General features: G+C 53.0%; 18 protein-coding genes and 1 tRNA gene. 3 read left to right on the top strand and 16 right to left on the bottom strand.

The window, feature by feature from the left end:
• Window positions 1–93: 93 nt before the first annotated feature.
• A complete protein-coding gene (locus NSS83_RS31320; protein ID WP_341186744.1) occupies window positions 94–1,782 on the top strand; it encodes a hypothetical protein in 1,689 nt (562 codons plus the stop codon).
• Here the strand turns inward: NSS83_RS31320 and NSS83_RS31315 are convergent.
• The 6 genes from NSS83_RS31315 to NSS83_RS31290 form a co-directional block, all read right to left on the bottom strand.
• The gene (locus NSS83_RS31315; RefSeq protein ID WP_341186743.1) at window positions 1,766–2,806 is read right to left on the bottom strand and encodes a hypothetical protein; all 1,041 of its coding nucleotides are present in this window, start codon (window positions 2,804–2,806) and stop codon (window positions 1,766–1,768) included. The two genes, NSS83_RS31320 and NSS83_RS31315, sit on opposite strands and share 17 nt — an antisense overlap.
• Before the next feature lie 239 nt (window positions 2,807–3,045).
• Window positions 3,046–3,129, bottom strand: a tRNA-Leu gene (locus NSS83_RS31310).
• Between the two features lie 102 nt (window positions 3,130–3,231).
• A complete protein-coding gene (locus NSS83_RS31305) occupies window positions 3,232–4,842 on the bottom strand; it encodes a helix-turn-helix domain-containing protein (RefSeq protein ID WP_341347242.1) in 1,611 nt (536 codons plus the stop codon).
• A 122-nt stretch (window positions 4,843–4,964) separates the two neighbouring features.
• Window positions 4,965–5,975 carry an ABC transporter substrate-binding protein gene (locus NSS83_RS31300; RefSeq protein WP_341186746.1) on the bottom strand — a complete coding sequence of 337 codons (1,011 nt, stop codon included), beginning with the start codon at window positions 5,973–5,975 and terminating at the stop codon, window positions 4,965–4,967.
• 110 nt (window positions 5,976–6,085) lie between these two features.
• Window positions 6,086–7,306 carry an MFS transporter gene (locus NSS83_RS31295; protein ID WP_341347241.1) on the bottom strand — a complete coding sequence of 407 codons (1,221 nt, stop codon included), beginning with the start codon at window positions 7,304–7,306 and terminating at the stop codon, window positions 6,086–6,088.
• A 251-nt stretch (window positions 7,307–7,557) separates the two neighbouring features.
• Window positions 7,558–7,662, bottom strand: coding sequence for a YjcZ family sporulation protein (locus tag NSS83_RS31290; RefSeq protein WP_341020399.1), 105 nt, complete (start codon window positions 7,660–7,662; stop codon window positions 7,558–7,560).
• Between the two features lie 220 nt (window positions 7,663–7,882).
• Here NSS83_RS31290 and NSS83_RS31285 point away from each other — a divergent pair, with 220 nt between their 5' ends.
• A complete protein-coding gene (locus tag NSS83_RS31285) occupies window positions 7,883–9,598 on the top strand; it encodes an ABC transporter ATP-binding protein (RefSeq protein ID WP_341347240.1) in 1,716 nt (571 codons plus the stop codon).
• Window positions 9,599–9,727: 129 nt separating this feature from the next.
• Here the strand turns inward: NSS83_RS31285 and catA are convergent, their stop codons facing one another.
• The 3 genes from catA to NSS83_RS31270 all read right to left on the bottom strand — a co-directional run bounded on the left by catA (window position 9,728) and on the right by NSS83_RS31270 (window position 12,790).
• Window positions 9,728–10,396, bottom strand: coding sequence for a type A chloramphenicol O-acetyltransferase (gene catA / locus NSS83_RS31280; RefSeq protein ID WP_341347239.1), 669 nt, complete (start codon window positions 10,394–10,396; stop codon window positions 9,728–9,730).
• Window positions 10,397–10,594: 198 nt separating this feature from the next.
• On the bottom strand, window positions 10,595–12,046 hold the full coding sequence (locus NSS83_RS31275; protein ID WP_341347238.1) for a DEAD/DEAH box helicase: 1,452 nt from the start codon (window positions 12,044–12,046) through the stop codon (window positions 10,595–10,597).
• A gap of 90 nt (window positions 12,047–12,136) precedes the next feature.
• A complete protein-coding gene (locus tag NSS83_RS31270; RefSeq protein ID WP_341186751.1) occupies window positions 12,137–12,790 on the bottom strand; it encodes an HD domain-containing protein in 654 nt (217 codons plus the stop codon).
• 286 nt (window positions 12,791–13,076) lie between these two features.
• Between NSS83_RS31270 and NSS83_RS31265 the strand changes: the two genes are divergently transcribed.
• A complete protein-coding gene (locus NSS83_RS31265; protein ID WP_341347237.1) occupies window positions 13,077–14,357 on the top strand; it encodes a histidine--tRNA ligase in 1,281 nt (426 codons plus the stop codon).
• Between the two features lie 333 nt (window positions 14,358–14,690).
• On the opposite strand, the gene NSS83_RS31260 is transcribed toward NSS83_RS31265, so the two are convergent.
• The 7 genes from NSS83_RS31260 to NSS83_RS31230 form a co-directional block, all read right to left on the bottom strand.
• Window positions 14,691–16,334, bottom strand: a complete 1,644-nt coding sequence (locus tag NSS83_RS31260; RefSeq protein WP_341347236.1) for a response regulator — start codon at window positions 16,332–16,334, stop codon at window positions 14,691–14,693.
• The gene (locus NSS83_RS31255) at window positions 16,327–18,138 is read right to left on the bottom strand and encodes a sensor histidine kinase (RefSeq protein ID WP_341347235.1); all 1,812 of its coding nucleotides are present in this window, start codon (window positions 18,136–18,138) and stop codon (window positions 16,327–16,329) included. Before NSS83_RS31255 ends, NSS83_RS31260 begins: the two co-directional genes overlap by 8 nt.
• Window positions 18,139–18,167: 29 nt before the next feature.
• A complete protein-coding gene (locus NSS83_RS31250; protein ID WP_341347234.1) occupies window positions 18,168–19,484 on the bottom strand; it encodes an ABC transporter substrate-binding protein in 1,317 nt (438 codons plus the stop codon).
• A 45-nt stretch (window positions 19,485–19,529) separates the two neighbouring features.
• Window positions 19,530–21,197, bottom strand: coding sequence for a family 43 glycosylhydrolase (locus NSS83_RS31245; RefSeq protein WP_341347233.1), 1,668 nt, complete (start codon window positions 21,195–21,197; stop codon window positions 19,530–19,532).
• Window positions 21,198–21,388: 191 nt separating this feature from the next.
• The gene (locus NSS83_RS31240; protein WP_341347232.1) at window positions 21,389–22,222 is read right to left on the bottom strand and encodes a carbohydrate ABC transporter permease; all 834 of its coding nucleotides are present in this window, start codon (window positions 22,220–22,222) and stop codon (window positions 21,389–21,391) included.
• Entirely contained in the window at window positions 22,223–23,116 is an 894-nt protein-coding gene (locus tag NSS83_RS31235; RefSeq protein WP_341186759.1) for a sugar ABC transporter permease, read from the bottom strand. It lies immediately after the preceding gene.
• 93 nt (window positions 23,117–23,209) lie between these two features.
• Window positions 23,210–24,535 carry an ABC transporter substrate-binding protein gene (locus NSS83_RS31230; RefSeq protein ID WP_341347231.1) on the bottom strand — a complete coding sequence of 442 codons (1,326 nt, stop codon included), beginning with the start codon at window positions 24,533–24,535 and terminating at the stop codon, window positions 23,210–23,212.
• Between the last annotated feature and the right edge of the window lie 159 nt (window positions 24,536–24,694).

Raw genomic sequence — 24,694 nt, 5'->3', positions numbered from 1 at the left:
TTCACCCTGCTCTTATTGCCTTTTATGAAGGATAATATGTAATTATCTGATGCTCAAGTGTGTTATGCAAGAAGAATTGAGGAGGCAGGCGGGTTGGAAGAAGATATACGGGGACTTTTTAAAGAAAGTGATGAAGCATTTACTATTTATCTTGCTGAACAGCGTTTTGCTGTTAACCGTGGTGTGGACTTTTTCAAATCTTATCGTGGTAAAGTTAATTTCATTGATTCAAATGACATGGCTCACGAGAAAATATCAAAAATACAAAAGTGGATTGCCAAACATGTCCCCAACATAGGAGATTTGATAAAAAAATGCTTCCAGTACAAAAATCCCCTTGACATTATTGAAGTAGTTACATCGTTGCACCAGCTGTTTTCTGTTCATGAGCATCAAGCAGCAGGGCCTGACGTTGTTGATCCAATCATCATTCAGGAGGGAAAAGTTCTACCCAAATATCTAAACCAACTTATCGCCTTACATAAAGAAAGTATTTTAAAACCGACGATAATTATATTGTTGAAAGATAATGATTTTGAACGTGCCAAATCATTGCTCGCGAATTGCCCTCACGGGATGAATCTCAAGATGATTCGTAACGAGGGGGATTCCGAGCTGTATAAAGTTATCAATGAAGGTGCGAATTCACTTGAAGAATTTCTAAATGCATTTGCCCAACAATGCTTCAGCACCTGTTCACACACTAAAAGAGGTGTTCTGCTTAATGAGGAATGGGCAGAGAAGTCAATTATCAAACGTTATAGTCCATCCATTCTCAAGATACGTACTAATTTGCTGTTTGACGAAAAAAATGAAATTCAAGCGGAGCTAACAGATATTGTTAATCAAATCACCTCTGCTCAAGGCATCACGACAGAAGAGCGAACGTTGTTGCAGAGCTTCGAGTGCATGACAAAGCTATTCCGGGTATACTGTAATGACTTTGGAGGACAGGATATTAAGGATGCATATGAGCTAGCCAAGGAGCTTCAGAACGAAATTCTTCTAGGCCATGTCTATAGGTACGCCTATTTTTTCCCGGGAATTTCACGAACTCACCAACTAGATCTATTAAGCAAGGCTGGTCAGATATTCTCAGATCACAATATGGAAGATCATTCGATTTATTGCAGGAATAACGCTCTTGTGAAACAATTTGATATGGAACATTTAAATATTCGTGATTTTGGCTATCTTCAAGAAAAAGCACTTCATAATGTGCCCGGCTTGGTTGGAATGTCGCATATTCTAAACAATACAGGGGTTGCCCATCTTGTGAATGGAGACCCGGAGGAAGCAATCCCTTTCTTTAATAAAGGGCTGGACTACGCCGGGAAACCAGGACGGGACGTACAAAAAATGGCTTTGAAGTGCAATATGTTTATTGCTAGAGCAAAATCATTTGAGCTCGTTGAAGAAAATGAGTTAAGAAAATTCTTGAATAAAATATTCGATAGTATGGGTTTTGAAAAGCTTCCGTTTATTTCGGCTAGGCTTGTCATGAATATTATTTCAGTGGCCTTCAAGCAGTCAAATTCAATGGGGAAAGATCTTCTGCATGATTACCATATTTCAGAATTAGCCTGTAAAGGATTTGAATCGAATCAATTAGGTTCAGGTCAGCTTGCTCAACAATTACATTGGCTTGAAGCCAAATATGATGATTTTGATATTTTGGATTATTGCAATATACCGAACACTGTCCTAGAAGTGACGGGTTTACGTAAAAAGCAAATCGAACAGTATGGCCTTAATCCCTTTATTTTCAATACTTGGCTCTGAGATAGGCAATCATCGAGTTGGCCAAAACGAAAGAATGCACATCCGCTGATCTGTTCAGTCGGGTGTGTTCTTCCATGCAGACAAAGAAGGAATCTCCTTCAGATAAAGCACCATAAGAGAAACCATACGCATTATCTTGCTTGACAGTAGGCATGGGATTGATTTCAACAAAATAGGTATTGTTTGGTGTTAATGTGGTGTGAAGCAGCTCTTCCTGAGAGGTTACATCCTGAATGGAGACGCGCGCATCAATACGGAAGAACGTATTAATAGAAAGGGCCTTAGCCATATCCATAAACTGTTGACCTAATTCGGGAGAGATTAGACGGTGGATATCCTGGGTGTACCCGCGTTTAACTTCTTTTTCGTTCTCACCAAAAAACCAGTTCGGATCGTCAGATTCCGGTAGATATACAACGGTAGGCAGCAACTCTATCTGACCGGAAAGCGGATTATATAGGCCGGGAGTTGTTATATCATACCCTGGAATAAACTCCTGGTAGAGTCCGTTATCATTTGTGCCTCTTTCGTAATGGCCGCGTATGACTCCAAAACTGCTGCCAAAGTTTAACGGCCGGTAAATTCCGTTGGGGCTGCTCTGCATTAATTCTTTGGGAACGTTCATTCCTATGCCTTCTGCAATCAGGTTCGATAAGCGCTTGTTTTCACCTGTTACAATGCTTACGGCATCACAAGGGATACAAGGCACAGCTAGAAAGCTGCACATTGCCGGAACAAGGGCCATAGAGGATAATTGACAACTTCCGCAATTAAGATTAAGTACAAAATCAATATGTGGTAACGTACGGCCAATAGCTTTTTCCACAAAGGTACGCACATCCAGAATTAAAGGCAGACAGTATAATCCTTGTACTGCATTCATCCACTTGGATATAACATCGCTTTGCCAGACATGATAATGTTGAAATCCTGGAGCATCCTCCCCTTCAAAGATATAGACGATTGCAATAGTTTTTCCTTTAATTCTGTTCAAATCTTCTTTATAAGTCTCATATTTGTCCATTTTCTGCTCCTGCATTCATTGATTATTATTTAGGTGGGCAGAGAAAGGATAATTACATATTATCCTTCATCTACGACTATAGTAACACGGTATTTTGTATGATTCACTAATTTTCCCAATAAAACGACATATTTTTACTTGTCAGGGAGGGGAATATGTCTTTTTCTTGTCGAAAATTAATTGTACATCAGAAACGCAAAAAATAACCCTTCCGAAGAAGGGCTATTGAGTAATGCGGATGCGGTCAAGAGGACTCGAACCTCCACGATATTGCTATCACTGGCACCTGAAGCCAGCGCGTCTGCCAATTCCGCCATGACCGCATATTATGTAATTCAGTGATCCAATCACCGTAATTAAGAATATACTCTCTTTGGCGGGGAATTGCAAGCTCTTTTTATATTATTTCTGAGGGATGATCATCTTCAAGCCAATACCTTGAGCACATCCGCGATCTTCCGCTGATGCGACAACACACCGTAATTCATCCAGGCCATGAAATCCACCTCGTACACACAGCGGTTGCGCACCGCAGGCAGGCTTCTCCAGAGCGGGGTATCGAGCAGTTCCCTGCCTCCGCCCTCCTGGAGGTCAAAGGTAATGAACAGGTGATCTGCCGTCAGGCGGGACAGCTCTTCACTGCTGAGAATTACACGTTTCTGTCCGCGGGTTAGCTGCCGGACCAGGGGATGCCGCTCTAGTCCCAGATCATCGTATAGTACCCCCGCTGCATAGCCCAGATGCTCGCTCCCATACAGGGTAATCCCGCAGGCGGAAATCCGCAGCAAAGCTACTGTCTGCCCCTGGACGCTGCGGCTGAGCAGCCGTCTGGCCTGGCCGGCCTGCTGTTCATATCCGCTGATTACCTCCTGCACCAGCCCCGTTCTCCCGAAGACGGCCGCTGCGCTGCGGAGTGTGGCACGCCAGTCTTCCTGGTGGAACGGAAGCCGGAACAGCGGGGCGACCCGGCTGCATTCCCCGAGCTGCCAGCGCTGGAAGCCGTCATCCAGCATGATCAGCTCCGGCGAGTAACGGCTGAGCCCGTGCCAGTCTCCGCTTGAGATATCGAACGCCGGAACCTGATCCAGCCCGAGGTATTCCTGCTTGCCCCACTTGGCATGGCAATACTGTACGACCGGAGTAATGCCGAGCGCCAGCAGATAATCCTCCAGAAAAGGGGCAAATACCCGGACGCCCTCCTGATGGAGGTTTCTATATTGTCCGGGAGTCACCCCTACCGTTCTTTTAAAGCGCCGGTTGAAATAGTACTCATTGCTGTATCCCGCAGCCAGGGCAACCTCGTGCAGCCGGTCCCTGGTCAGCAGAAGCTGCTGCTGGGCCCGCTCAATACGCAGCCCGTTCAGGTGCTCCAGGGGCATCCGTCCGGTAATCTCTTTGAAGATCTGTGTATACCGCGCCCGTCCGATCCCGGCAATCTCAGCCAGCTGATCGACCGATAACGGTTCACTGCAATGCTCTTCCATATAGCGGATTGAATCCTCCACGGCCTCACGCTCATCTTTAGCCTTCTGTACAGGAGCATTCGCCCGCATCAGCAAGAGCAGCAGCTCCTGGAACCGGGTCTGGGCCGCGAACCATTCGATATCCTCCGGGCGCCGGAAGCTATAATAGATGGAGTCCAGCAGCAGTGCACACTGTGAGAACGGCCGGCAGTCCAGATATCCCTGGCGGATCATGTATTCGCCTTGTCCCTCCTGGCTCTTATCCCCGGTGCCAAGCTTAACGTGCCCTGCCCGAATCAGCGCGAACTCCAGCTGGTACCAGCTGATCCCCTGCTCCCCGGCCTGAATCCGGTTCAGCGATCCGGCTTCGATCAGGAACCCGGCCCCTTTTTCCAAGGAATACTGCCTGTCCTCTGCCTTGAGCCATCCCTGACCTTCGGACACAATGATAAGAGTATGTTCCTGATAGACTGCGGTCTGATCCTTCCCGGATGGGGAGCGTGTAACTACTTCTATATTCATCAGGCTGTGGAGCAGCCTTCTCTTGGTGTGTTCCTGCAACTGTTCTGTCACTGCCGCCCCTCCTGACTGAGAATCATTATCATATACTCAAGTGTAAAACAAAAAAGAAGATCTATCAACCTTGCGGATAGACCTTCTTTTTGCTTATAGCCTAACTATCACTTCACGCCGGATTACTTCACCATCGCCTTAAGCAGATCATCCAGCTTCATCTGGTTGGCGGTAATTCCCCCGGATTGCCAGTGGGAACGCTCCATCCGGTAGATATTGCCGTTCTTTACCGCAGGAAGGTTCTTCCAGAGGGGGCCATCAAGTATTTTAATCGCCTCTTGATTAGCTGCAGTATCCCAACCCCCGTTGTCAGGAAATACAATGATATGATCCGCCTCAAGCTCCGGGATCACTTCTTCTGAGATGATCGACTGGAATTCCGTCATCTCAGCGGCCAAAGGAACAGGTGTCAAACCGAATTGATTATAGAGCACACCGGTAAAGCGGTTTTTGATTCCAAAAAGAGCAACCGTTTTGTCTGCCACATTAAGCCGGATCACAGCCACCTTCTCCTGTCCCAGGGCCTGCTGCAACGCGGCTTTGCCCTCTGCCACCTTCTGGTCATATTCGGCCAGCACAGCCTTCCCCTTCTCAGGAATACCCAGCGCGTCTGCGACTGCTGTAAGGATTAGTCTTGAATCCTGCAATACGCTCTCCGGCAGGCGGTAGGTTGGGGCTATCTGGGAATACTGTTCATACTTAGCGGCATCTACACCGCCATCGGTAATAATCAGATCGGGATTCTTATCGAGCAGCGCTTCTATGCTGCCGCTGATATCAAATTCCGGCACATCCAGATTCAGATAATCCTGCTTGCCCCAGCTGGGATGGTACCACTGCACCACCGGGGTGACGCCGAGCGCCTTCAGGTAATCCTCCACATAGATTCCCGCTACCCGCTTAGGGTTCGCCGGAATCTCTACCTCCCCGAATTCTCCGGTTACCGTCCGTGTTGCCCCTTCTGAAGCGGCCGCTCCGCCAGTCTCCGCAGGAGCTGCGCTGGCAGCAGCCGCATTCCCTGTCTGGACATCCTTGCTGTCCGCAGCTTTATTATTCGTTCCGCAAGCCGCGATAGCGGACATTGCCAGGATAAGTACAGCGGTCCAAATGAATTTTCGGCCCCAATTCTTCATCTCTCTCTTCACTCCTGTGTCTAATTTCATTGATAATCATTCTCAGATGATCTTAAACACAATAGTAGCACGCCGAGATCAGCTTACAATGCACTTTCTCAGCGAAAATCTTATACAAACTTGTCGCGTCCCGCCCCCATACCGGCAGCGAACAGCAGCACACTTGCTAAGACAAGCAGCGCAAGCGGTACATTCCAGCTTCCCGCAGCATCATGCAGCAGGCCGAACAGTGCGGGACCCATCGCGGCCAGCAGATAGCCCGCCGATTGGGCCATGCCGGACAGCTCGCTGGCCTCCTGTGTGGTCCGGGTGCGCAGGCTGAAGAACATCATCGCCAGACCGAAGGCGAAGCCCCCGGCAATCCCTATGCAGATAGCCCATAACGCCATCAGCGCAGTACTGCCCAGCCAGACGCCAAGGATGCCAGTGATAAACAGAACTGAAGTAATCACCACCGGCAGCCGCTGGCTCTTCATCCTTCCGGCCCAAAGCGGCACGAAGAACGTGAACGGCAGCTGGGCCAGCTGCATCAGCGAGAGAATCCAGCCGGCATGGCTGGCAGACATCCCCCGCTCCCCGAGGATCACCGAGAACCAGGCGATCAGCACATAATAGAGCAGAGATTGCAGTCCCATGAACAGCGTAACCTGCCAGGCGAGCGGGGAGCGCCAGACCCGTGCCGCTGAAGAGGATGCAGTGCCTGCCTGTCCCGCGCCCAGACTCTTCAGCTGCGGAATCCAGAAGATCGTAGCCAGTGCAGCAATCATGAACCAGAGCGCCAGGGTCCCTCTCCACCCCAGCCCCGCACGGGTGGCCAAGGGAACACTCAGCCCCGAAGCAGCCGCTGCACAGATGTTCATGGACACGGTATAGATTCCGGTCATCAGACCGATGCGGTGCGGGAATTTTCCCTTGATCAGTCCAGGCAGCAGCACATTGCAGACGGCAATCGACAGACCGATCATCGCCGTACCTGCGAAGAAGGTTACCGTGCCGGAAGCCGAACGGACCAGAATTCCCATGGACAGCGTGAGCATGGCCAGCACCAGGATATTGGGCAGTCCCAGCTTGCGGGCAAGCCGGGGCGCGAACGGTGACAGCAGGGCAAAAGCCAGTAAAGGCAAAGTCGTAATCGCCCCCGCCAGCGTATTAGACAATCCCAAGTCATCCCGGATCATCTCCAGCAGAGGTCCGACGGAAGTGAACGGGGCACGCAGAGCAGCGGCCACACAGATGATTCCAGTGACGAGCATCCAGCGGCTGCGGATATCCGCAGCAGATGAGGACAAGGCCGGGCTTGTCCTCATGTTATTTTCACGGCCAGGCTTCATGTTGTACCTCCAGGGTCGCAGCAAAACACCCGTCAAGCCCGGAGCTTGTCAGGGAATAGCCGCTATATGTATTACGCCCTTCAACCCAGGCGCATTATTTCATTATATCATATCACTTGCCGGAGCAGCCTCACGGGGCCAAAAAATGATCCTTCAAAGTAGGGCTTTAGCTCAGTACTTTGCTGGGGCCCCAATTGTTAAAAAAACCGCCGGTCAAACGACCAGCGGCCAGCAGAGCAGGTGAACCCGGATTACACCCAGAGGGATTTAGAGATAATTACGAGCAGGATGAACAGAACCAGGATTGCGCCAGTGGAAGTGAATGCTCCGCCGTATCCTCCAACATTTTCGCCCATGTTAACTCCTCCTTTACGCCTGAATACTGTTAAAATATGTATAAACCATGTCCTTGGTATGGGTTAAACGGCAATCAATTCCGCAGTATATTTCAATTATTACGATTCTCACCGTTGACAAAACATGTAACCATCTTTAGTATCCTAAGCAGAAGGTTTAATTGAGAATCACTCTCAGTAACCAGATACATAACATATTACAGAAAAGAGTGAACAAGAGATGCTGCGTCGTTTTTTCTCCTACTACCGTCCGTATAAGAAGCTGTTTGTCCTTGACTTCACCTGTGCGGTGGGTGCGGGACTGCTGGAGCTTGCTTTTCCGGTGGCTGTCAATAAATTCATTGATGACCTGCTGCCGGGCCAGAACTGGTCGCTGATTCTGATTGCCTGTGTCGCCCTGCTCGCCATCTACGCCTTGAACACGGCAATGAACTATATTGTCACCTATTGGGGCCATATGCTGGGGATCAATATTGAGACCGATATGCGCAAAAAAATGTTCAACCATATTCAAAAGCTCAGCTTCCGCTTCTTCGACAACAACAAAACCGGTCATCTGCTCGGCAGAATAACCAATGATCTCAACGATATCGGCGAAGTCGCGCATCACGGGCCGGAGGATGTGTTCATTGCGGTCATGACGCTGGTCGGCGCATTTATACTGATGGCCGATATCAATCTCCAGCTGGCCGTAATCACGTTCATCATCGTGCCGATTATGGCCTGGGTCATTATTTATTTCGGACGCAACATGACAGACACTTATCACCGCTTATTCGGCAACGTCGGGAATTTCAACGCCCGGATTGAGGATAATGTCGGCGGAATCCGCGTAGTCCAGTCTTTTGCCAATGAAGAATTCGAGAAAGAGCTGTTCGCTGTGGACAACCAGAAGTTCCGCGAGACCAAGCTGATGGCGTACAAGCTGATGGCCAAAAGCTTCTCGGTCAGCTATATGATGACCCGCCTGATTACTGTTGTGGTGATGGTCTGCGGGGCGTGGTTCTTCATTCAGGGCCAACTTGAGATCGGCGAATTCGTCGCCTTCATTCTGCTGGCCAATGTCTTCTTCCGGCCGATTGAGAAGATCAATGCAGTTATTGAGAGTTATCCTAAGGGGATTGCCGGATTCAAACGGTATCTTGAAGTCATCGACACTGAACCGGATATCGCTGACAAGCCGGATGCGGTAGAGGTGGATTCGCTTCGCGGGGATATCTCCTTCAGCAATGTCAGCTTCGGGTATGAAGCAGACCGGACCGTGCTGAAGGAGATCAGTCTGAAGGTAAATGCCGGGGAGACCATCGCATTCGTTGGCCCTTCCGGTGCCGGGAAAACCACGATCTGCAGCCTGCTCCCCCGCTTCTACGATGTAACCGGCGGCGCAATCTCCATTGACGGGATCGACATCCGTGATATGAAGCTGAACTCGCTGCGCAAGCAGATCGGAATCGTGCAGCAGGATGTCTTCCTCTTCTCCGGCACCATCCGCGAGAATATTGCCTACGGCCGGCTGGATGCGGGGATGGAGGACATCTGGCAGGCGGCCCGCCAGGCTCACCTGGAGGAGCTGATTAACAGCCTCCCGAATGGGATGGAGACTGTAATCGGCGAACGCGGCGTGAAGCTGTCCGGCGGACAGAAGCAGCGGCTGGCCATCGCCCGGATGTTCCTGAAGAATCCGCCGATTCTGATTCTGGATGAGGCTACCTCGGCACTCGATACTGAGACCGAAGCAGCGATCCAGCAGTCGCTGGCCGACCTGTCGGTGGGCCGCACCACACTGGTTATTGCCCACCGCCTGACGACGATCAAGAATGCCGACCGCATTATTGTGGTGAATGAGGACGGCATCTCCGAGGAAGGCCGCCACGAGGAGCTGGTGAATGCCGGAGGCACTTATAGCCGGTTATATCAGGCGCAGTATAATGCGTAGACATTTCTATTGATGCGGACTCAAATTAAAAACCTTCCGAAATGCGGCTTAAGCCGTATACCGGAAGGTTTCTTTATTTTGAATCAAAATGTGGTGCATAATTAATTTCCTCAAGAATGGTCTTGTTATTTAGCCAAATGAATAACCTCCGTCAATCCATTCCTCAGCACGATCTGCCATGGCCCGGACCTCGTTCATGAACCATCCTGCATGATAGCCGTCACAGACTGCATGATGGACTTGCAACGACAGTGGCAGGTATATTGAATCGCCTGTGGTCGTGAATTTACCTGCGGTAATAATGGGCAGAAGGTAATTCCCGTTATTGCTGATATTCAGGTTAAAGCCCGTAAAGGAAGTCCACGGAATCATAGATACAGAAAAGGTATGCTCAGGTATAGGTGTCTTAGGGAACAATCTCCCGGAATCCTTATAATTCTCCACATCTGAAACATAAGCATCATGGAACGCTTTGAAATCATTCGTGCCCGCCGTCCAAATCGCCGAAAAGGATTCCGAGATACTGTCGGCAATGGTATACAGCGGGTCTACCTTGTCCCAATACCCTAATTCCCCCGTACAATTGTATCCCATTCTGAACGCAATATTGGAGTTAACCACACGGGTCAACAAGAATAGAAGGGCAGGATACAGCTTATATTCTTGTTGTTTTATTATTCGGTATAAAACGCTAATCTCGATTTCTGCTGTCAGGCTAAAGGTCGTACCCTGGTTCAGATAATGATTAAAGATCTCTTGTCTCTTCCAGTTATCCCTATCAATCAGATTAAAAATCATTGGCTATGCCTCCTAAATGTTTGTGTAAACTGAATTTAGGAGGCTGACTTGTCTGCTTTCTTCATTAGAAGCCCATCCTTTAATAAGAGTTCATATTATTGTATCATACATCACTATTTCAAAAAAACGCTGTCACCCCGGCCTTATTGCCCAGTGTGACAGCGTTCGATACCCGGCTGCAATAGCAGCAGCTCCGGCTTATTTCTTGGCAATATGACATTTCAGCAGCTTGCCCTTGACCGTGGTCTCCTTCATTGTCTGGAGTACAAGCGGTCCCTTACCGTTCAGAATATCGACGTAGGTCACGTTATCCTGAATCGTGATGATCCCGATGTCCTCAGCGGTGATACCCTCAAGCTTTGCAATGGTGCCGACAAAGTCCACCGCGCGGAGCTTCTTTTTCTTGCCGCCATTGAAATACAGCTTCATGATATCCTGGTTCATGACCTCGGTTTTGCCCGCTTTGCGGACCTGCTGCTTGCCCAGCTTCTGGTCGAAGGCAGGTTTGGCATAGGCCACAGCATCGTCTGAAGGAGCCTTCATGACGGGCAGGCTGAAGCCGATATAGCCCTCAATTTCCCTGACCCATTTGTGCTCGTTCGGCGTCACGAAGGTGATCGCTTTGCCGCTTTTGCCTGCGCGCGCGGTGCGGCCGGTGCGGTGGACGTAGCTCTCTTTTTCCAGCGGGATATCGTAGTTAATGACATGGGTGATGTTCTCGATATCAATCCCTCTGGCCGCAACGTCGGTGGCGATCAGATAGCGGAATTGGCCCCGCTTGAAGGCATTCATTACCTCAAACCGCTCGTCCTGCTCCATGCCGCCGTGGATCTTGTCCACCGGATATTCGAGGTCAGCCAACCCGCGGAAGAGGGCGTTCACCTGCTCCTGGGTCCGGCAAAAAATAATGCAGCTATCCGGGTTCTCCACCGTCAGCAGATCGCTGAGCAGCCCGAATTTGGCAGCTTGTACAACCTCAATCAGTGCATGCTCAATCGATGCTGTCGTCATTCCGCTGGCTTCAATCTCAATATCCGCCGGGTCCTTCATATACTTCCGGCACAGATTCTTGATTACTTCCGGCAGTGTCGCCGAGAACAGCATCGTTACCCGTTCCTTGGGCAGCTGCTTAATGATCTTCTCGATCTGCTCGATGAAGCCCATACTGAGCATCTCGTCCGCTTCGTCGATCACTAGATATTGTATGCGGCTCAGGTTCAGCGTACCGCGCTCAATATGGTCGAATACGCGGCCCGGCGTACCTACAACCACATGCGTCTTCTGGGTCAGCTCAATCTTCTGCGGGGCAAACGGCTGCTTGCCGAACAGGGCTACCGCCTTAATCCGCTTGAAGCGGCCGATGTTCGTAATGTCCTCGCGCACCTGTTGGGCCAGCTCCCGGGTGGGGGTCAGCACCAGCGCCTGGGGTTTGTTCTCCGCCCAATCGGCCAGCTCGCAGAGCGGGATGGCGAAGGCTGCGGTTTTGCCGCTGCCGGTCTGCGACTTGACGATCAGATCCTGTCCCTTCAACGCTACAGGAATGACCTTCCGCTGCACCTCTGTAGGGTCCGTGTACTTCAGAACCTCCAGCGCGCGGAGAATCTCCTCATTCAGACCATAATCACTAAACTGTACTTGTACTTCACTCATATTATATTCTACCTCTTCTATGCCGATTGTTCCGGTTCAGGCGGGATCTCCCGCGTTCCATCCATCTTGCGCATACCTTCATTATAACAGCTACTCTGCCCCTTGATTCCATTCCTTATAGAATTGCTCCAAAAAACTGAGCATGAACTGATGCCGCTCCTCCGCAAGCTGCTTGCCGTACGGGGTGTTCATCAGATCCTTCAGCTTCAGCAGCTTCTCATAAAAATGATTGACCGCCGTCCCCTTGGAATAGTCCCGGTATTCCTTCTGCAGCGATTCGTCACGCGGTGGGAGCTGCGGATCATAGACCGGACGGCCCTTGGCTCCCGAAAAGACCATGGTCCGCGTTATCCCGATAGCTCCAAGCGCATCCAGACGGTCCGCATCCTGGACCACCTGCCCTTCCAGCGTTGACATGGGCTCGCCCCCGCCGCCGCTGAAGGACATCGTGGCAATAATCTCCATAATATGCTTACGCGCCGCTTCATCCGGCAGATGTCCGTCCAGCCAGTCACTCACCTTGAGCAGGCCCGCTTCCTTGGAGGGATTCAGCTTCTCGTCTGCTACATCATGCAGCAGGGCGGCTATGGTACAGATCACCACATTGGCCCCTTCCATTCCGGCAATCAGGGCGGCCGTATTCCGCACCCGGCTCACATGGAACCAGTCATGGCCGGTGGTATCCTGGCCCAATTGCTCCTGCGCAAAATGCTCCGCTGCTGTGATCAGCTCTTTGTCATTCATTATGATTGCTCCTTCACGATAAAAAATGTTACTCTTGCGCCGCTGCTCCCCATCCGCTATAATGTGCTGTAATCCAGCCGGAAGGGAATTGATTCCTATGAACCGCTTGTCCATCATAACGAATCAGCTTCATCATCACAAGCAGCGTTAGCACACCTGAATTCATTCAGGGAGGGCTAACGCATTTCGCGTTTGACCTCCCTGCGGCATAGATAAGCGCGCGGGACCACGGGGTCCGGCGCGTTTTTTATTTTCACCGAATTCACATTCAAGGGAGCTGCTAATTATGCAAAATATTAAAGGAACCTATGATTACTTCGGCCGGGAACAGGCCATCCGCCAGAAGGTGCGGACTACGCTGCAGGAGCTGTTCGAGCTGTACGGCTTCGCGTCTATGGCTACGACCATGCTGAATGAGCTGGAGCTGCTAACCTCCAAATACGCGGGGGGCGATGAAATTCTGCGCGAGATGTACCAGCTTACAGATCAGGGCGGGCGCAGGGTGGGGCTGCGGTACGATTTGACGATTCCTTTTGCCAAGGTGATTGCCTTAAATCCGGGGATTGAATTCCCCTTCCGGCGGTATGAGATCGGCAAGGTGTTCCGGGATGGTCCGGTCAAAAAAGGCCGCCTGCGCGAATTCCTGCAATGTGACGCCGATGTCGTCGGCATTGCCGGTCCGCAGGCGGAGGCTGAGTTGATGCAGCTCGCGGCAGAGGTGTTCCGCAGCCTGGAGATTCCGGTGGCATTGAAGTGGAACAACCGCCGCTTCCTCGGCGAGATTCTGGGTGCGGTCGGTGTTCCGCAGCAGGAGCAGCTCTCCGTGATGCTGACCCTCGACAAGCTGGCCAAGATCGGCAGCGCCGGGGTGCTGGCTGAGCTTACGGACAAAGCGCTGACGGCAGATACGATTCAGCGGATTGCCGAGCTGCTGGAGCTGGGGAACCTTGAGTTCGGACAACTGGTGGAGAAATATTCGCTCGACGGGCAGCCCGGGGCGCTCGAAGTGCTTGCCTTGCAGCAGCTGATTGACGCGATTGGCCTTGCGGAGGTGTGCGCCTTTGATCCTTTTCTGTCACGCGGGTTGTCATTCTACACGGGGACTGTATACGAAATCTTCGATGCCACAGGCGGCTACTCGTCCAGTCTGGGTGGCGGCGGGCGGTATGATGCCATCATCGGCAAGCTTGTCGGGCGTGAGGATATAGAATATCCTACCGTCGGCATCTCCTTCGGGATGGAGTCGATTATGGCCCTGCTGGGCGAGCGCCCGGCAGATACGGCGGACCGTTCCGGCGTGTTGATCATTCCGATCGGCGGCGGATACCTGCCGCAGGCTCTGGTTGCTGCCGCTGCGCTGCGGTCCGCCGGTATCCGCACGAGCGTGGACACCGGCACGCGCAGGCTCAAAAAAACGCTGGCCGCAGCTTCAGTCAAAGGCGTCCGCTACGTGATTATGGTCGGAGAGAGCGAAGCCGCGGAGCAGAAGCTGCGGCTGAAGGATATGGAGCTGGGGAGCGAGCAGCTGGTTACAGTAGAGGAGGCGATTCGGGCGACTGCACTGTGAATTCCAGACACATATTCTCCGCCAGACAGACGAGTGAGTTCACACCACCTTGCCAGTCTCGGATTGTAGCTACCAACAGCAAATTGTTGCAACTTATGCAGGATTTCGGTCACGCTGGGGCTGTTGAGCTCCGAAGGTTGCAACTTGTGCAGGATTTCGGTCACGCTGGGGCTGCTCAATGCCGAATGTTGCACGTTGTGCAGGATTTCCGTCACGCTGGGGCCTGTTGAGCTCCGATTGTTGCAATTTGTGCAGGATTTCCGTCACGCTGGGGCTGCTCATGGTAAGGTACTATTCTACTGAACCGGACTTCAGTCCGGATTTCGGTCCGGGTTATCTGTCCTGGCTATTCATAGATGCCGCCTGCGCTCTGCGAGTGCCGTCCCTGTATGCTTTAGGAGAAACACCGCTGCAGTTCTTGAACACGCGGTTGAAGTGGCGCACGTTGGCGAAGCCCGTCTCCTCTGCGATTCTGCTGATTTTCTCATCGGTGAAGGCCAGTTTCTTGCGGGCTTCTTCCATCCGGATCTGCGTCAGGAATTCGATAAAGGTGACGCCAGTTCTCTGCTTGAACAGGTTGCTGAAATACGCCGGGTTCAAATAAACCGCATCCGCCACTTCCTTAAGGCTCAGCGGATGGTCATAATGCTGCGAAATATAGCGCTGGGCAGCGGTTACCGGATCGATATCCTTTGTCTCCCTGGATTTCGCGATACTTCCCGTCAGGCCCAGCAGCAGCCCCCGGCATTTCTCAGCCAGTTCCTCCCGTGAGGACAGGCTGCACACATCGAACAGAACTTTGCGGATATCCTTGGAGCCCAGCCAGGATTCGGTAACATTAAGCTCCTCGGCCAGCTCGTAGTAGTACAGCAGCAGCTTGCAGATCTGCTGGTGGATGCTCTCCGGTGATTCGGCCGTACTGCACAGCTCATCAATCATACGCTCAACAATCGGGCCAATGCCCGTCACTCTGCCGCCGGTAATCGACTTCTCCAGCAGCTCCCAAGACCACTTCAGGGGTCCGTTTCCTGTGTGGGGACGCCTCTTCATTTTGGCATAATCGAGCAGCTTGTCACCGCCCTCAATCAACCGGTACAGGAGCGCGATTCCGGCCTCATTGTACGCCCTGGGAATTCCCGGCAGTCCTTCCGCCGGATTACTGACCCCGATTGTCACCGTCAGGTTGGACAATGAGCGGATCTGCCTGCGGATCTGGTCGCCCAGATTGCCCGGTGCCGATAAGGAATGCTGCGGGTCCGCCGTATTGAGCAAGGCCACCACTTCAGTATCCGACAGTACAAAGCTTAATCCTGTAGCATGACGGTTCAACATTTCCTGCACAACCTGCTGGATATACAGAAGGAACAGGGAGGCATCGCCCCGCTGGTAACGTTCCTTCTCCACGGAGTGCTTATCCAGCTTGATCACAATACAGATGAAATAGGGATGCCCGAAGGCAAAACCCATCTCCCGCAGCAGCTGGAGGTCGCTCTCTTCTGTCTTGCCTTTCAGCAGACTCTCGATCAGATGGCCGGCCACATGCCGCTTCAGCACAGGCTGCACCTGCCACGGCTCATTCTTCAGCACCGGCGTTGCCTTACGCTCGGCCAGCTCGCGGCCCAGCCTCTCCAGCACACGGCTTAGCTCCTGGCGTTCGACCGGCTTCATCAGATAATCCTTCGCTCCCTGGCGCATCGACTGCTGCACATAGGCGAACTCGTCATACCCGCTGACCACGACGGTCATCAGATCCTTGAAGCGCCCCCCGGCCACCTGCTGCAGTTGAATGCCGTCCATCCGCGGCATGCGGATATCGGTGAGCAGTACTTCGGGCGACAGCTCGGCCAGCTTGTCGAGCGCATCATAGCCGTCAGCGGCTTCACCGACCACCTCCCAGTTACCGTCCAGGCTGGTGATCATTTTGCGCAGACCTTTGCGGAAGACCGATTCATCGTCAACAATCAGTATTCTAGGCAACTCCGTCATCCTCCTCTGCTCTGCCCTGCTGGTGAATGACCGGTAGCTTAAGCACCGCCTTGAAGCCCTGATACGGCATGCTCTCCAGGGAAAGACCATATTCCTCCCCGTAATGCAGCACAATCCGGCGGTGAACATTCAGCAGCCCGTTACCCGAGCGTCCGCCGAGCTCCTGCGTATTCCGCAGATGCAGCCGGAGCGCCTCCAGCGCCTCCGCATTCATACCGATTCCGTCATCCTCAACCGTAATTGTAAGCACTTGATTGCTGCTGCCTGCGGTCAGTGAAATCACGCCCCGCCCCACCCCCTGGTCCAGCGCATGGTTGATGGCGTTCTCCACCAGCGGCTGGATCATCAGCGGGATGACCTCGCAGCCCAGCAGCGAAGGTTCGATACTCATGCTGAACTGAATCCGCTCTTCATAACGCATCTGCTGGATGGTCATATACCCGCCGACATGATCCAGTTCATCCTGAAGCGTCACATGCTCCTTGCGTCCGCTCAGACTATACCGCAGCAGCTTGCTGAGATTGTTGGACATGGCAATAATCTCCGGACTGCCCTCGAGCTCGGCGTACATGCTGATCGAACCCAGTGTATTGTACAGAAAATGCGGATTAATCTTGCTCTGCAGCGCGGCAATCTGCGCATCCTTCTCCCGGATCTCCGTCTCATAGAGCAGATACCCCAGCTCGCTGAGCTTGGCCAGCATGCCATTGAACGAATGGCCCAGCATCCCTACCTCATCCGTGCCGCTTACCGGAAAAGCCATACTGAGATCCCCGCGCTCAACACTGCGCATCAACCGGCTCAGCTTGCGCAGCGGCTGGGTAATGCGATAGGCAATGAACACGTACAGCAGCAGGGCCAGGCCCACACAGAGGATGCCAATCAGAATAATGTAGGTGCGCAGCACCTCGGTATCTTTCATCAGGCTGGATACAGGAACGACACCTACCGTTGTCCAGCCTGTCACTTCGGAAGTTACGCGGGCCATCAGCTGGCCCTCTCCCTCCGACTTCACATGGCTTACCCCTTCGGCGGGTTTACCCGGTAAGCGGGAAGGCGCAGCCTGCGGCACTCCGTGATCCTTGCCGATCACCAGATTGCCCGAATCATCCGTAATGTACAGTTGCTCCCTGGCATCCAGCTTTACTTTGGACAGAATCTCGCGGATGAATTTGGGGTCCACATCTATGACGATATAACCGAGCGTCACCCCGTCATCGAAGCTGCGCAGCTCCCGCACAATGGAGAAGGCCTGGTACACCTTACCGCCGCTTGCGCTTATGTCATGCGTGGCAACATAGACCGGCTGTCCGTAATGCCCTTTGAACTTGTTCAGCCAGCTTACATTCTCATCCAGCTTGTAGGTTGTCACATATTGGCTCTCCGGCATGACCACATACGAGGCACCTCCGGTGCCGTATAGCGAGACGCCCAGAATATCCACCCGGCCGTTCAGGAACACCTGGGTAACGAAGCTGTTCAAGCCGCTGATCTCATCAAGCGTTAAAGGTTCTCCGGGGGAGCGCTTCGTTGCCAGATATTCGGTAACCTTGGGATATTGGTACGGCATTACGGTCAGCCGGTTCAGCTCATTCATATAAGTATCAATATTCAGGGTAAGCTGCTTCAGCGTCTGAAGCTGATAATCGCCCACCTTGCGCTCCGTCGTTTCGGTAAAGCGGGCAAAGGCGAAATAGCCCATCAGCCCCAGCGGCAATACGATGAACACGACATTGATAAGAATAAGCTTGCGCGCAAGCGCGAGGTTCCTGAACCAGCCGCGAAATGATTTCAACCGCATTCTCTCCTTCGATCCCCTTACCGTCATTTCTTCAGCTGAAGGTTAATGCTGTCCACCGCCCTCTGCAGAGCCTGCTGCGGACTTTGCTCCTTATAGATCATCCGCTCAAACTGCCGGATAATCTCTTCATTAATACTCCACTGCTTCACATTTCTCGGCCAATAGGCTACGGAATTGGCGGTGTTGGCATAATCACTGCGGAATTTCAACGCAGCATACGCCCCGCTCTCCACGACCTTCCGGGAACTCGGCACATGCCCTGCTTCCGCCCACATCACCCCATGCTCCACCGCCCAGCGGGCAAAGATCATCGCTGCCCGGCGCTTCTCTGCGCTCATCTCACTTTTGGCCGGAATAGCCAGGGTATGCGAATCTCCCCAGACCGCAGGATGGTCATAAATGACCGGAATCGGCACGACCCCCAGCTCCAGCTGCTCATCCTTCTCAAAAGCGCCGGTCCCCCACACCCCGGTAATCAGCGTAGCCGCCTCACCGTCATAGAACAGCTTAAAGGCATCATTGATATTCGGAGGAATAAGCTCCTGCTGATACAGACGGTTTACGAACTCCAACGCCTGAAGTGAGGCCTTGTTGTTAAAGACCGCCCGCGTACCTTCCGGATTGTAGAAGACACCGCCGCCCGGCATCTGATTGTACAGGCTCCACCATAACCACACAGAATCAATACGTGTGCTGGGCAGAGCCAGCGGTGCGACACCGGACGGAACAGACTGCTTCAGCTTTTGCAGAAATGCGGTAAATCCCTGCTCTCCCCGGCTGATCAACGGCTTGTCTTCAGCGTCCAGCAGCCCGGCTTCCCGCAAATACTTCTTGTTGTAATAGAGCACCAGCGTATGCGTATCCAGAGGTACCGCGTAATGGGTGCCGCCGTAGACTGTGGATTCAGCGATTTTGGCATTAAACTGGCCCCAGTCCAGCCCGGTATCCGCAGCCAGTCCGTCAAGCGGCTCGATATAACTGTTCTGCACGAACTGCGGCAGATTGGTGGCGTGGATAATGGCCAGATCCGGCGCATTGCCGGACAGAATGGCTGTACGCAGCCGGGAATAATAATCATCCAGCCGGGAGTTGATCTGATCGATCCGGATATCCTGGTGTTCCTTGTTGAACTGCTCCACCAGCTCGGTCATGAAGATGTTGTCTCCTCCGCTGAACGGGGTCCAGTACTCCAGAGTTACCGGCTCGGCAGCAGCCTGTGGAGGTTCCGCCGCATCCTCAGCACCGCAGCCGCCCAGCACCAGCAGCAAAACCAGCAGCGGGATTGAAAGCGCAATCAGTTTATTTCGTCTATATCCGGTATTGCATCTGGTATCTCTCATATAAGTAAGCCCCCGCCTTGCTTGCCGTCTATGAATCTGTCAGGCTCATTCACGTTTCTGCCATATATCCATATAATCTATACCGAAGCTGCCTTGTCTGTCAAAAAGAATGATCTCATTAACCCCGCCCTGTAATTTGAGCTTCAGCTCCATGAATGCTGGCTGGTTCCGTTCCAGCCGTTCAGGGAGAGAGGCGGCCTTCGGCCTCCCGTTCACAGATACCTCCAGCTTCGCATCGGGTGAAGCATTCAGGACAGCCACCGTCTCCGTGTAGATTCCGCTGTGCGGGACCTCGATATTGCCGAAGCGCAGCGCTGCCCCGCTTCCGCTTAATAGTGCCGCCGCACCGCCAGAGGCATACGGGTTGTCTTCAGCCGTTGCCTCCCCCTCCAGCGTCTGGGCTTCACCTTCGTAACGCGGTATTTCTACCGCCCGCAGTTCAGCCTTTACCCCCTGCGGCAGCTCCAGAGCTACCGTATTCATTCCGGCTGCGAACGGCAAGCGAACATAGGCATATCCGGTCTGCCCTTCCCCGGACGGCGTCAGCTGAAGCATTGACGGCGCTCCACCATTCACTGTTACAGCCGCCTCAACCGGCTCTTGCCCCGGATTGAAATAATGCACCAGCAACGGGGTAGCGCTATCCACTGTGGACGGCAGGGACGGGAACTCCAGCCAGGTACCGCTGCGGATGGCATTCTCCGCCAGGAATACTCCCGTTCCCGCTGGAACTTCAAGCGCTGTGCTTAGCGGCAGCGGCTTGCCGAAGACCGGCAGCCCTGCATCGTCCCAGCGGACCGGCTGGGCCCGCGCCTTGCGGTTGTTCCAGCCGTCATGCACTCCAGCCGTAGCATGATATACAATCCACTGCTCGCTGCCATCCGGCGAGACCGTGAATGAATTATGCCCCGGCCCGTACACTCTGGCGGCTTCATCCATCGCCAGCAGCGGCTCCTCCGACTTAGTCCAGTCTGCGGCTTCCAGCGGATTGCCGCCGGGCTTCAGCGCCAGCAGGCCCAGACTATAATATGGGGTCCAGCTGCCCGCCCCGGAGTAGACAATGAAGACACGGTTGTCATGATGAAGGACAGATTGGCCTTCGTTGATATAAGGCGGACCTCCGGCCTGCTCCCAGGGAAGCAGCGGTTCACTAATCAGTACCCTCGGCCCGCTGATTGTCAACGGATCACTCATCGGCGCGATATAGGTATTCTGCGCAGCGTTCACCCCGCCTTCCCAGCCGGACCAGACGAAATACAGCTCCTCATTCACCTCCATCGCCAGCCCGTCGATCGCCCACTTATTGGTATCGTCAGTTATTTGACCCTTGAAGGTATAATCGCCCAGCGGATCAACGCTGTCCCCCTGCAGTACATACATCCGGTGATTCTCGTTCTTTCCGTCATCTGCGGCAAAATAGATATACCAGCTGCCCCGGATATACTGCAGCTCGGGTGCCCAGAGATTCGCCGAGTAGGCCGTCCCGGCCGGCGGGTACCACACCACCTTCCGCTCTGCCTGGCGGAAATCCAGGGTTCGTGACTTCATCACCATAATATCCGTTCCGTTATGGGTGAAGGTCATGTAATAATACCCCTCCCTGTAAATCACGCTCGGATCAGGCGTATCCATCTCGGCCAGCGTGTTCTTGAACGTTCCCCCATGCCCTTTGTAGACCTCATCTGTTCCGCTATTCCCTTGCTGCAGCAACAAATATGCACCTCCTGCGAGTATCACTAAGAGAACCGCCGCAAGGGTGTAGGTTATTTTACGTGATTTCCTGCCTGCCCATGCCTTCTGCGGTTTTTCTGGCTTTATTAGCATTTTCTACTCCTCCAAGGGTTATCGAACCTTTTCTACAGCATCAGCAGTCACCGGAAATCCAAATGTTCACCGCAGTGACCCTACTTCACTCCCGAACTCGTAATCGCCTTCACGAATGACTTCTGACCGGCGATGAAGATAATCAGCACCGGGAGTGCGGCGACGGTAGTCATGGCCATCAGCTTGCCGTAACTCTGGGTGTAGCTTCCTGTAGCCATCATAGCAATCCCCGCAGTGATCGTCCGCATCTCCGGCGAGGTGGTGGCATACAGCGGCCAGACAAAGTCATTGTAGATTCCCATGAAGGTGAAAATACCCAGCGTCATCATAATTGAGACTGCCGAGGGCAGCAGAATCCGGGTATACAGCTTCCACTTGTTCACTCCGTCGATCCGGGCAGCCTCTTCAATCTCTTTGGGAAAATAGACAAAGAACTGGTACAGCAGGAACACTCCGAACGCCCCGGCAGTAGCCGGCAGAATCAGCGCCTGATAAGTGTTGATCAACCCCAGTGCATTGAACTCCATGTACATCGGCAGAAAGGTCAGCACGCCCGGAATCATCAGCGAGGCGATGAACATGGACAGCAGCGTGCGGCGCAGCGGCAGATCCGGCAGCCGGGCCAGAGCGAACGCCGCCATGGAGTCAATCAGTAGCACGATGGCTGTACCGGCTATCCCGACTGACAAGGAATTGATGATCCAGCGGAGAATAGGGGTGTTCATCAGCTCCCCACCCAGCCCCTGAGCGAAATTATCAAGCGTGGGCTTCTGCGGGAAGAAGTTCATCCGCCCGGAGAGGGCTTCGAAGTCATTCTTGAAGGCCGTGGACAGCATCCAGACCAGCGGCAGCAGCACGAACAGCGCAATCAGGACGGCCAGCACCAGCAGGCCCGTTTTTTTTGCTTTACCCATTTAGACGTTCTCCTTCCGGTTCGTAAGACGGAACTGTACGATTGACACCATCATGATCAGCAGCGCCATCAGAATCGCCATTGCGGAAGCCGAGCCAATGTCCTTGCGCGCAAATGCCTGGTCCAGTACATTGATCAGCAGCACCTTGGTGGTGTCTCCCGGCCCTCCGCGCGTCAGCAGGAACGGCTGGGCATAAATGTTGAAGGAAGCGATTGTCGAGGTAATCATCACGAACAGCATGACCGGCCGGATCGTAGGCAGTGTAATCGACACGAACCGGTTCCAGGCGCCTGCTCCATCAATGGCAGCCGCCTCGTAATACTCCTCCGGCACTTCATTGAGCGCATTCACAAAAATAATCATATTGAACCCGATCGTCCACCAGAGCGTGGTGAGCACCAGTGAAATCCAGACCCAGGGCGTGTCCGTCAGCCACGGGATAGCGGTCAGGCCCAGCTTTTGCAGCAGGCTGTTAATGAATCCGGCATTGGTATCGAACATCATCAGCCAGATCACGGCCATTACGGAGGCCGACAGTGCGTAAGGCAGGAAATAGAACGTCCGGAACAGCCCCCGGAGCTTCGCCGGCAGCGCATTAACCAGCATCGCCATCCCCAGCCCCGCAAGGATTAGCAACGGAACGGAATACAGGACAAACTGGAAGGTGGTCCACAGGCCGCGGAAGAAAATGCTGTTCTCATACGTTCCGGGGGTGAAAATCGTAATATAATTGCGCAGCCCCACAAAGGGATGCGTGTCAGACAGCAGCTCGAAGTCCTGCAGGCTGATCACAAAGCCGTACAGAATCGGAAACAGCAGAAACAGTCCGAAGGCTGCAAGATAGGGCAGGATGAACAGAAATGAGGTGAAGCGGGACGTCCATGTGCTTTTCAAAAGGGATTCCTCCATTTCCTCGTATAGGGAAAAGCGGGAAGCTGTGCAGCGCTCCCCGCTTTGCTTACCGAAATGAACCATTCATTTCGGGTGCTATTTCATCGCCTGACGGGATTTGGCTACAGCATCATCCATCGCCTGCTGGGGTGATTTTTTGCCGAGAATGGCATTGCTCAGCTCGCTCCATACCGGCTCGACAATCGTGCCCCAGTTCAGCACATTCGGTGCAAACTGTACGGAGGAGAAGCTCTGGGATACGGTGCTCTGGAACTCCATCGCCTTGAATTCCGCACTGTCCATCACGGTCTTGGAGGCGACCGCCTGACCGGATTCAGCCCAGTCCAGCGAGTTGCCGGAGACGTATTTCAGGAAATCCCCGATGCCGGCCAGCGTATTGCTGTCAGTGACAGCCTTAGGAACCACAAAACCGTGAGAGCCTGCATATATAGCCTGCTTCGCTTTGCCGATCTGCGGCATTACGGCTACGCCATAATTCAGTCCGGCTTCATCGAACTGTGATTTCATCCATGGGCCGTTGAACTGGATCGCGTTCTTTCCCTGTAAGAACAGGGTGTTCTCGCCGTCCTGTTGTACGTTGGCCGGGGAGATGCCCTTGTCGACCATATCGCGCAGCCACTGTACCATCTCAACCGCTTCAGGAGAATTGTAGGCTACATCCGTTCCGTTCCACAGCTCTCCGCCGTTCTGCCAGACGAGCGACGGGAAGATGAACTGCTGCGGCCAGAGGGTAGGGACTACATATCCGTATACGCCTTTGGCTTTGTCCGTCAGCTTCTCTGCGGCGGCGTCGAATTCGGCACGGTTTGCCGGAGGTGCGGTGATCCCTGCTTTCTCAAACAGATCCTTGTTGTAATACATCACGACCGGATGAATATCGAGCGGAATCGTGTACAGCTTGCTGTCGATGGTGGCATATTTAACCGGGGCTTCGGCAAAATCAGCCGGATTGATTCCGGCTGCCGCCGCCAGTTCATCGACAGGCTGGAGCTGGTCCTTGCTCTGATAGGTCGGCACCTGATCGACGTGCATGATCATCAGGTCCGGCCGTTCCTTGCCGGTGCTGAGCGCAACATCAAGCTGCTTGTAATACTCCCCATTCGGCTGGATCACAAAATTCACTTTGTATTGATCCTGGGAGCTGTTGTATTTATCCACGATTTTCTTCATGAACGGGCCATCCGAGCCGGAGAACGGTGACCAGAACAGAAGCTCTGTCTTCTTGCCGCCGCTGCTGCCACTGCTGTTGCTGCCCTGCGCTTCGGTGCCGCTGTTCCCGCCGCTTGCGGTATTGCCGCCGCTGCCGCTGTTCGCATTGTTTCCGCCGCAAGCGGTTACAACCATGGCCGACATCATGACCGTCATTAGGATAGATGCTGATTTTTGCATGGATCTTTTCATCTGTATACGCCCCTTTTACCGGTGATTCAAAGCTGGCTGCTCTTTGATATCTTTATGGTAACGCCACGGGGGAGCGCAAAAAATGTCCTCATTCTAGGATCAATGGACATATTTACAGATTGCCGGACAGAGGACAAAGGGTCTGACGGATGGCTCAAT

This window comes from Paenibacillus sp. FSL H3-0469, from assembly GCF_038051945.1.
In the GTDB taxonomy this organism is placed as follows: Bacteria; Bacillota; Bacilli; order Paenibacillales; family Paenibacillaceae; genus Paenibacillus_AQ.
The sequence above is the reverse complement of the archived record's forward strand: the minus strand, read 5'-3'. Positions and strand labels throughout refer to the sequence as shown.

Bases quoted from the DNA above. Each gene is read 5' to 3' on its own strand.
- NSS83_RS31250 (WP_341347234.1), bottom strand. From the start codon at position 19,484: ATGAGAGATACCAGATGCAATACCGGATATAGACGAAATAAACTGATT.
- NSS83_RS31275 (WP_341347238.1), bottom strand. From the start codon at position 12,046: ATGAGTGAAGTACAAGTACAGTTTAGTGATTATGGTCTGAATGAGGAG.
- catA (WP_341347239.1), bottom strand. From the start codon at position 10,396: ATGATTTTTAATCTGATTGATAGGGATAACTGGAAGAGACAAGAGATC.
- NSS83_RS31265 (WP_341347237.1), top strand. From the start codon at position 13,077: ATGCAAAATATTAAAGGAACCTATGATTACTTCGGCCGGGAACAGGCC.
- NSS83_RS31285 (WP_341347240.1), top strand. From the start codon at position 7,883: ATGCTGCGTCGTTTTTTCTCCTACTACCGTCCGTATAAGAAGCTGTTT.
- NSS83_RS31270 (WP_341186751.1), bottom strand. From the start codon at position 12,790: ATGAATGACAAAGAGCTGATCACAGCAGCGGAGCATTTTGCGCAGGAG.
- NSS83_RS31295 (WP_341347241.1), bottom strand. From the start codon at position 7,306: ATGAAGCCTGGCCGTGAAAATAACATGAGGACAAGCCCGGCCTTGTCC.
- NSS83_RS31315 (WP_341186743.1), bottom strand. From the start codon at position 2,806: ATGGACAAATATGAGACTTATAAAGAAGATTTGAACAGAATTAAAGGA.
- NSS83_RS31230 (WP_341347231.1), bottom strand. From the start codon at position 24,535: ATGAAAAGATCCATGCAAAAATCAGCATCTATCCTAATGACGGTCATG.
- NSS83_RS31290 (WP_341020399.1), bottom strand. From the start codon at position 7,662: ATGGGCGAAAATGTTGGAGGATACGGCGGAGCATTCACTTCCACTGGC.
- NSS83_RS31240 (WP_341347232.1), bottom strand. From the start codon at position 22,222: ATGGGTAAAGCAAAAAAAACGGGCCTGCTGGTGCTGGCCGTCCTGATT.
- NSS83_RS31300 (WP_341186746.1), bottom strand. From the start codon at position 5,975: ATGAAGAATTGGGGCCGAAAATTCATTTGGACCGCTGTACTTATCCTG.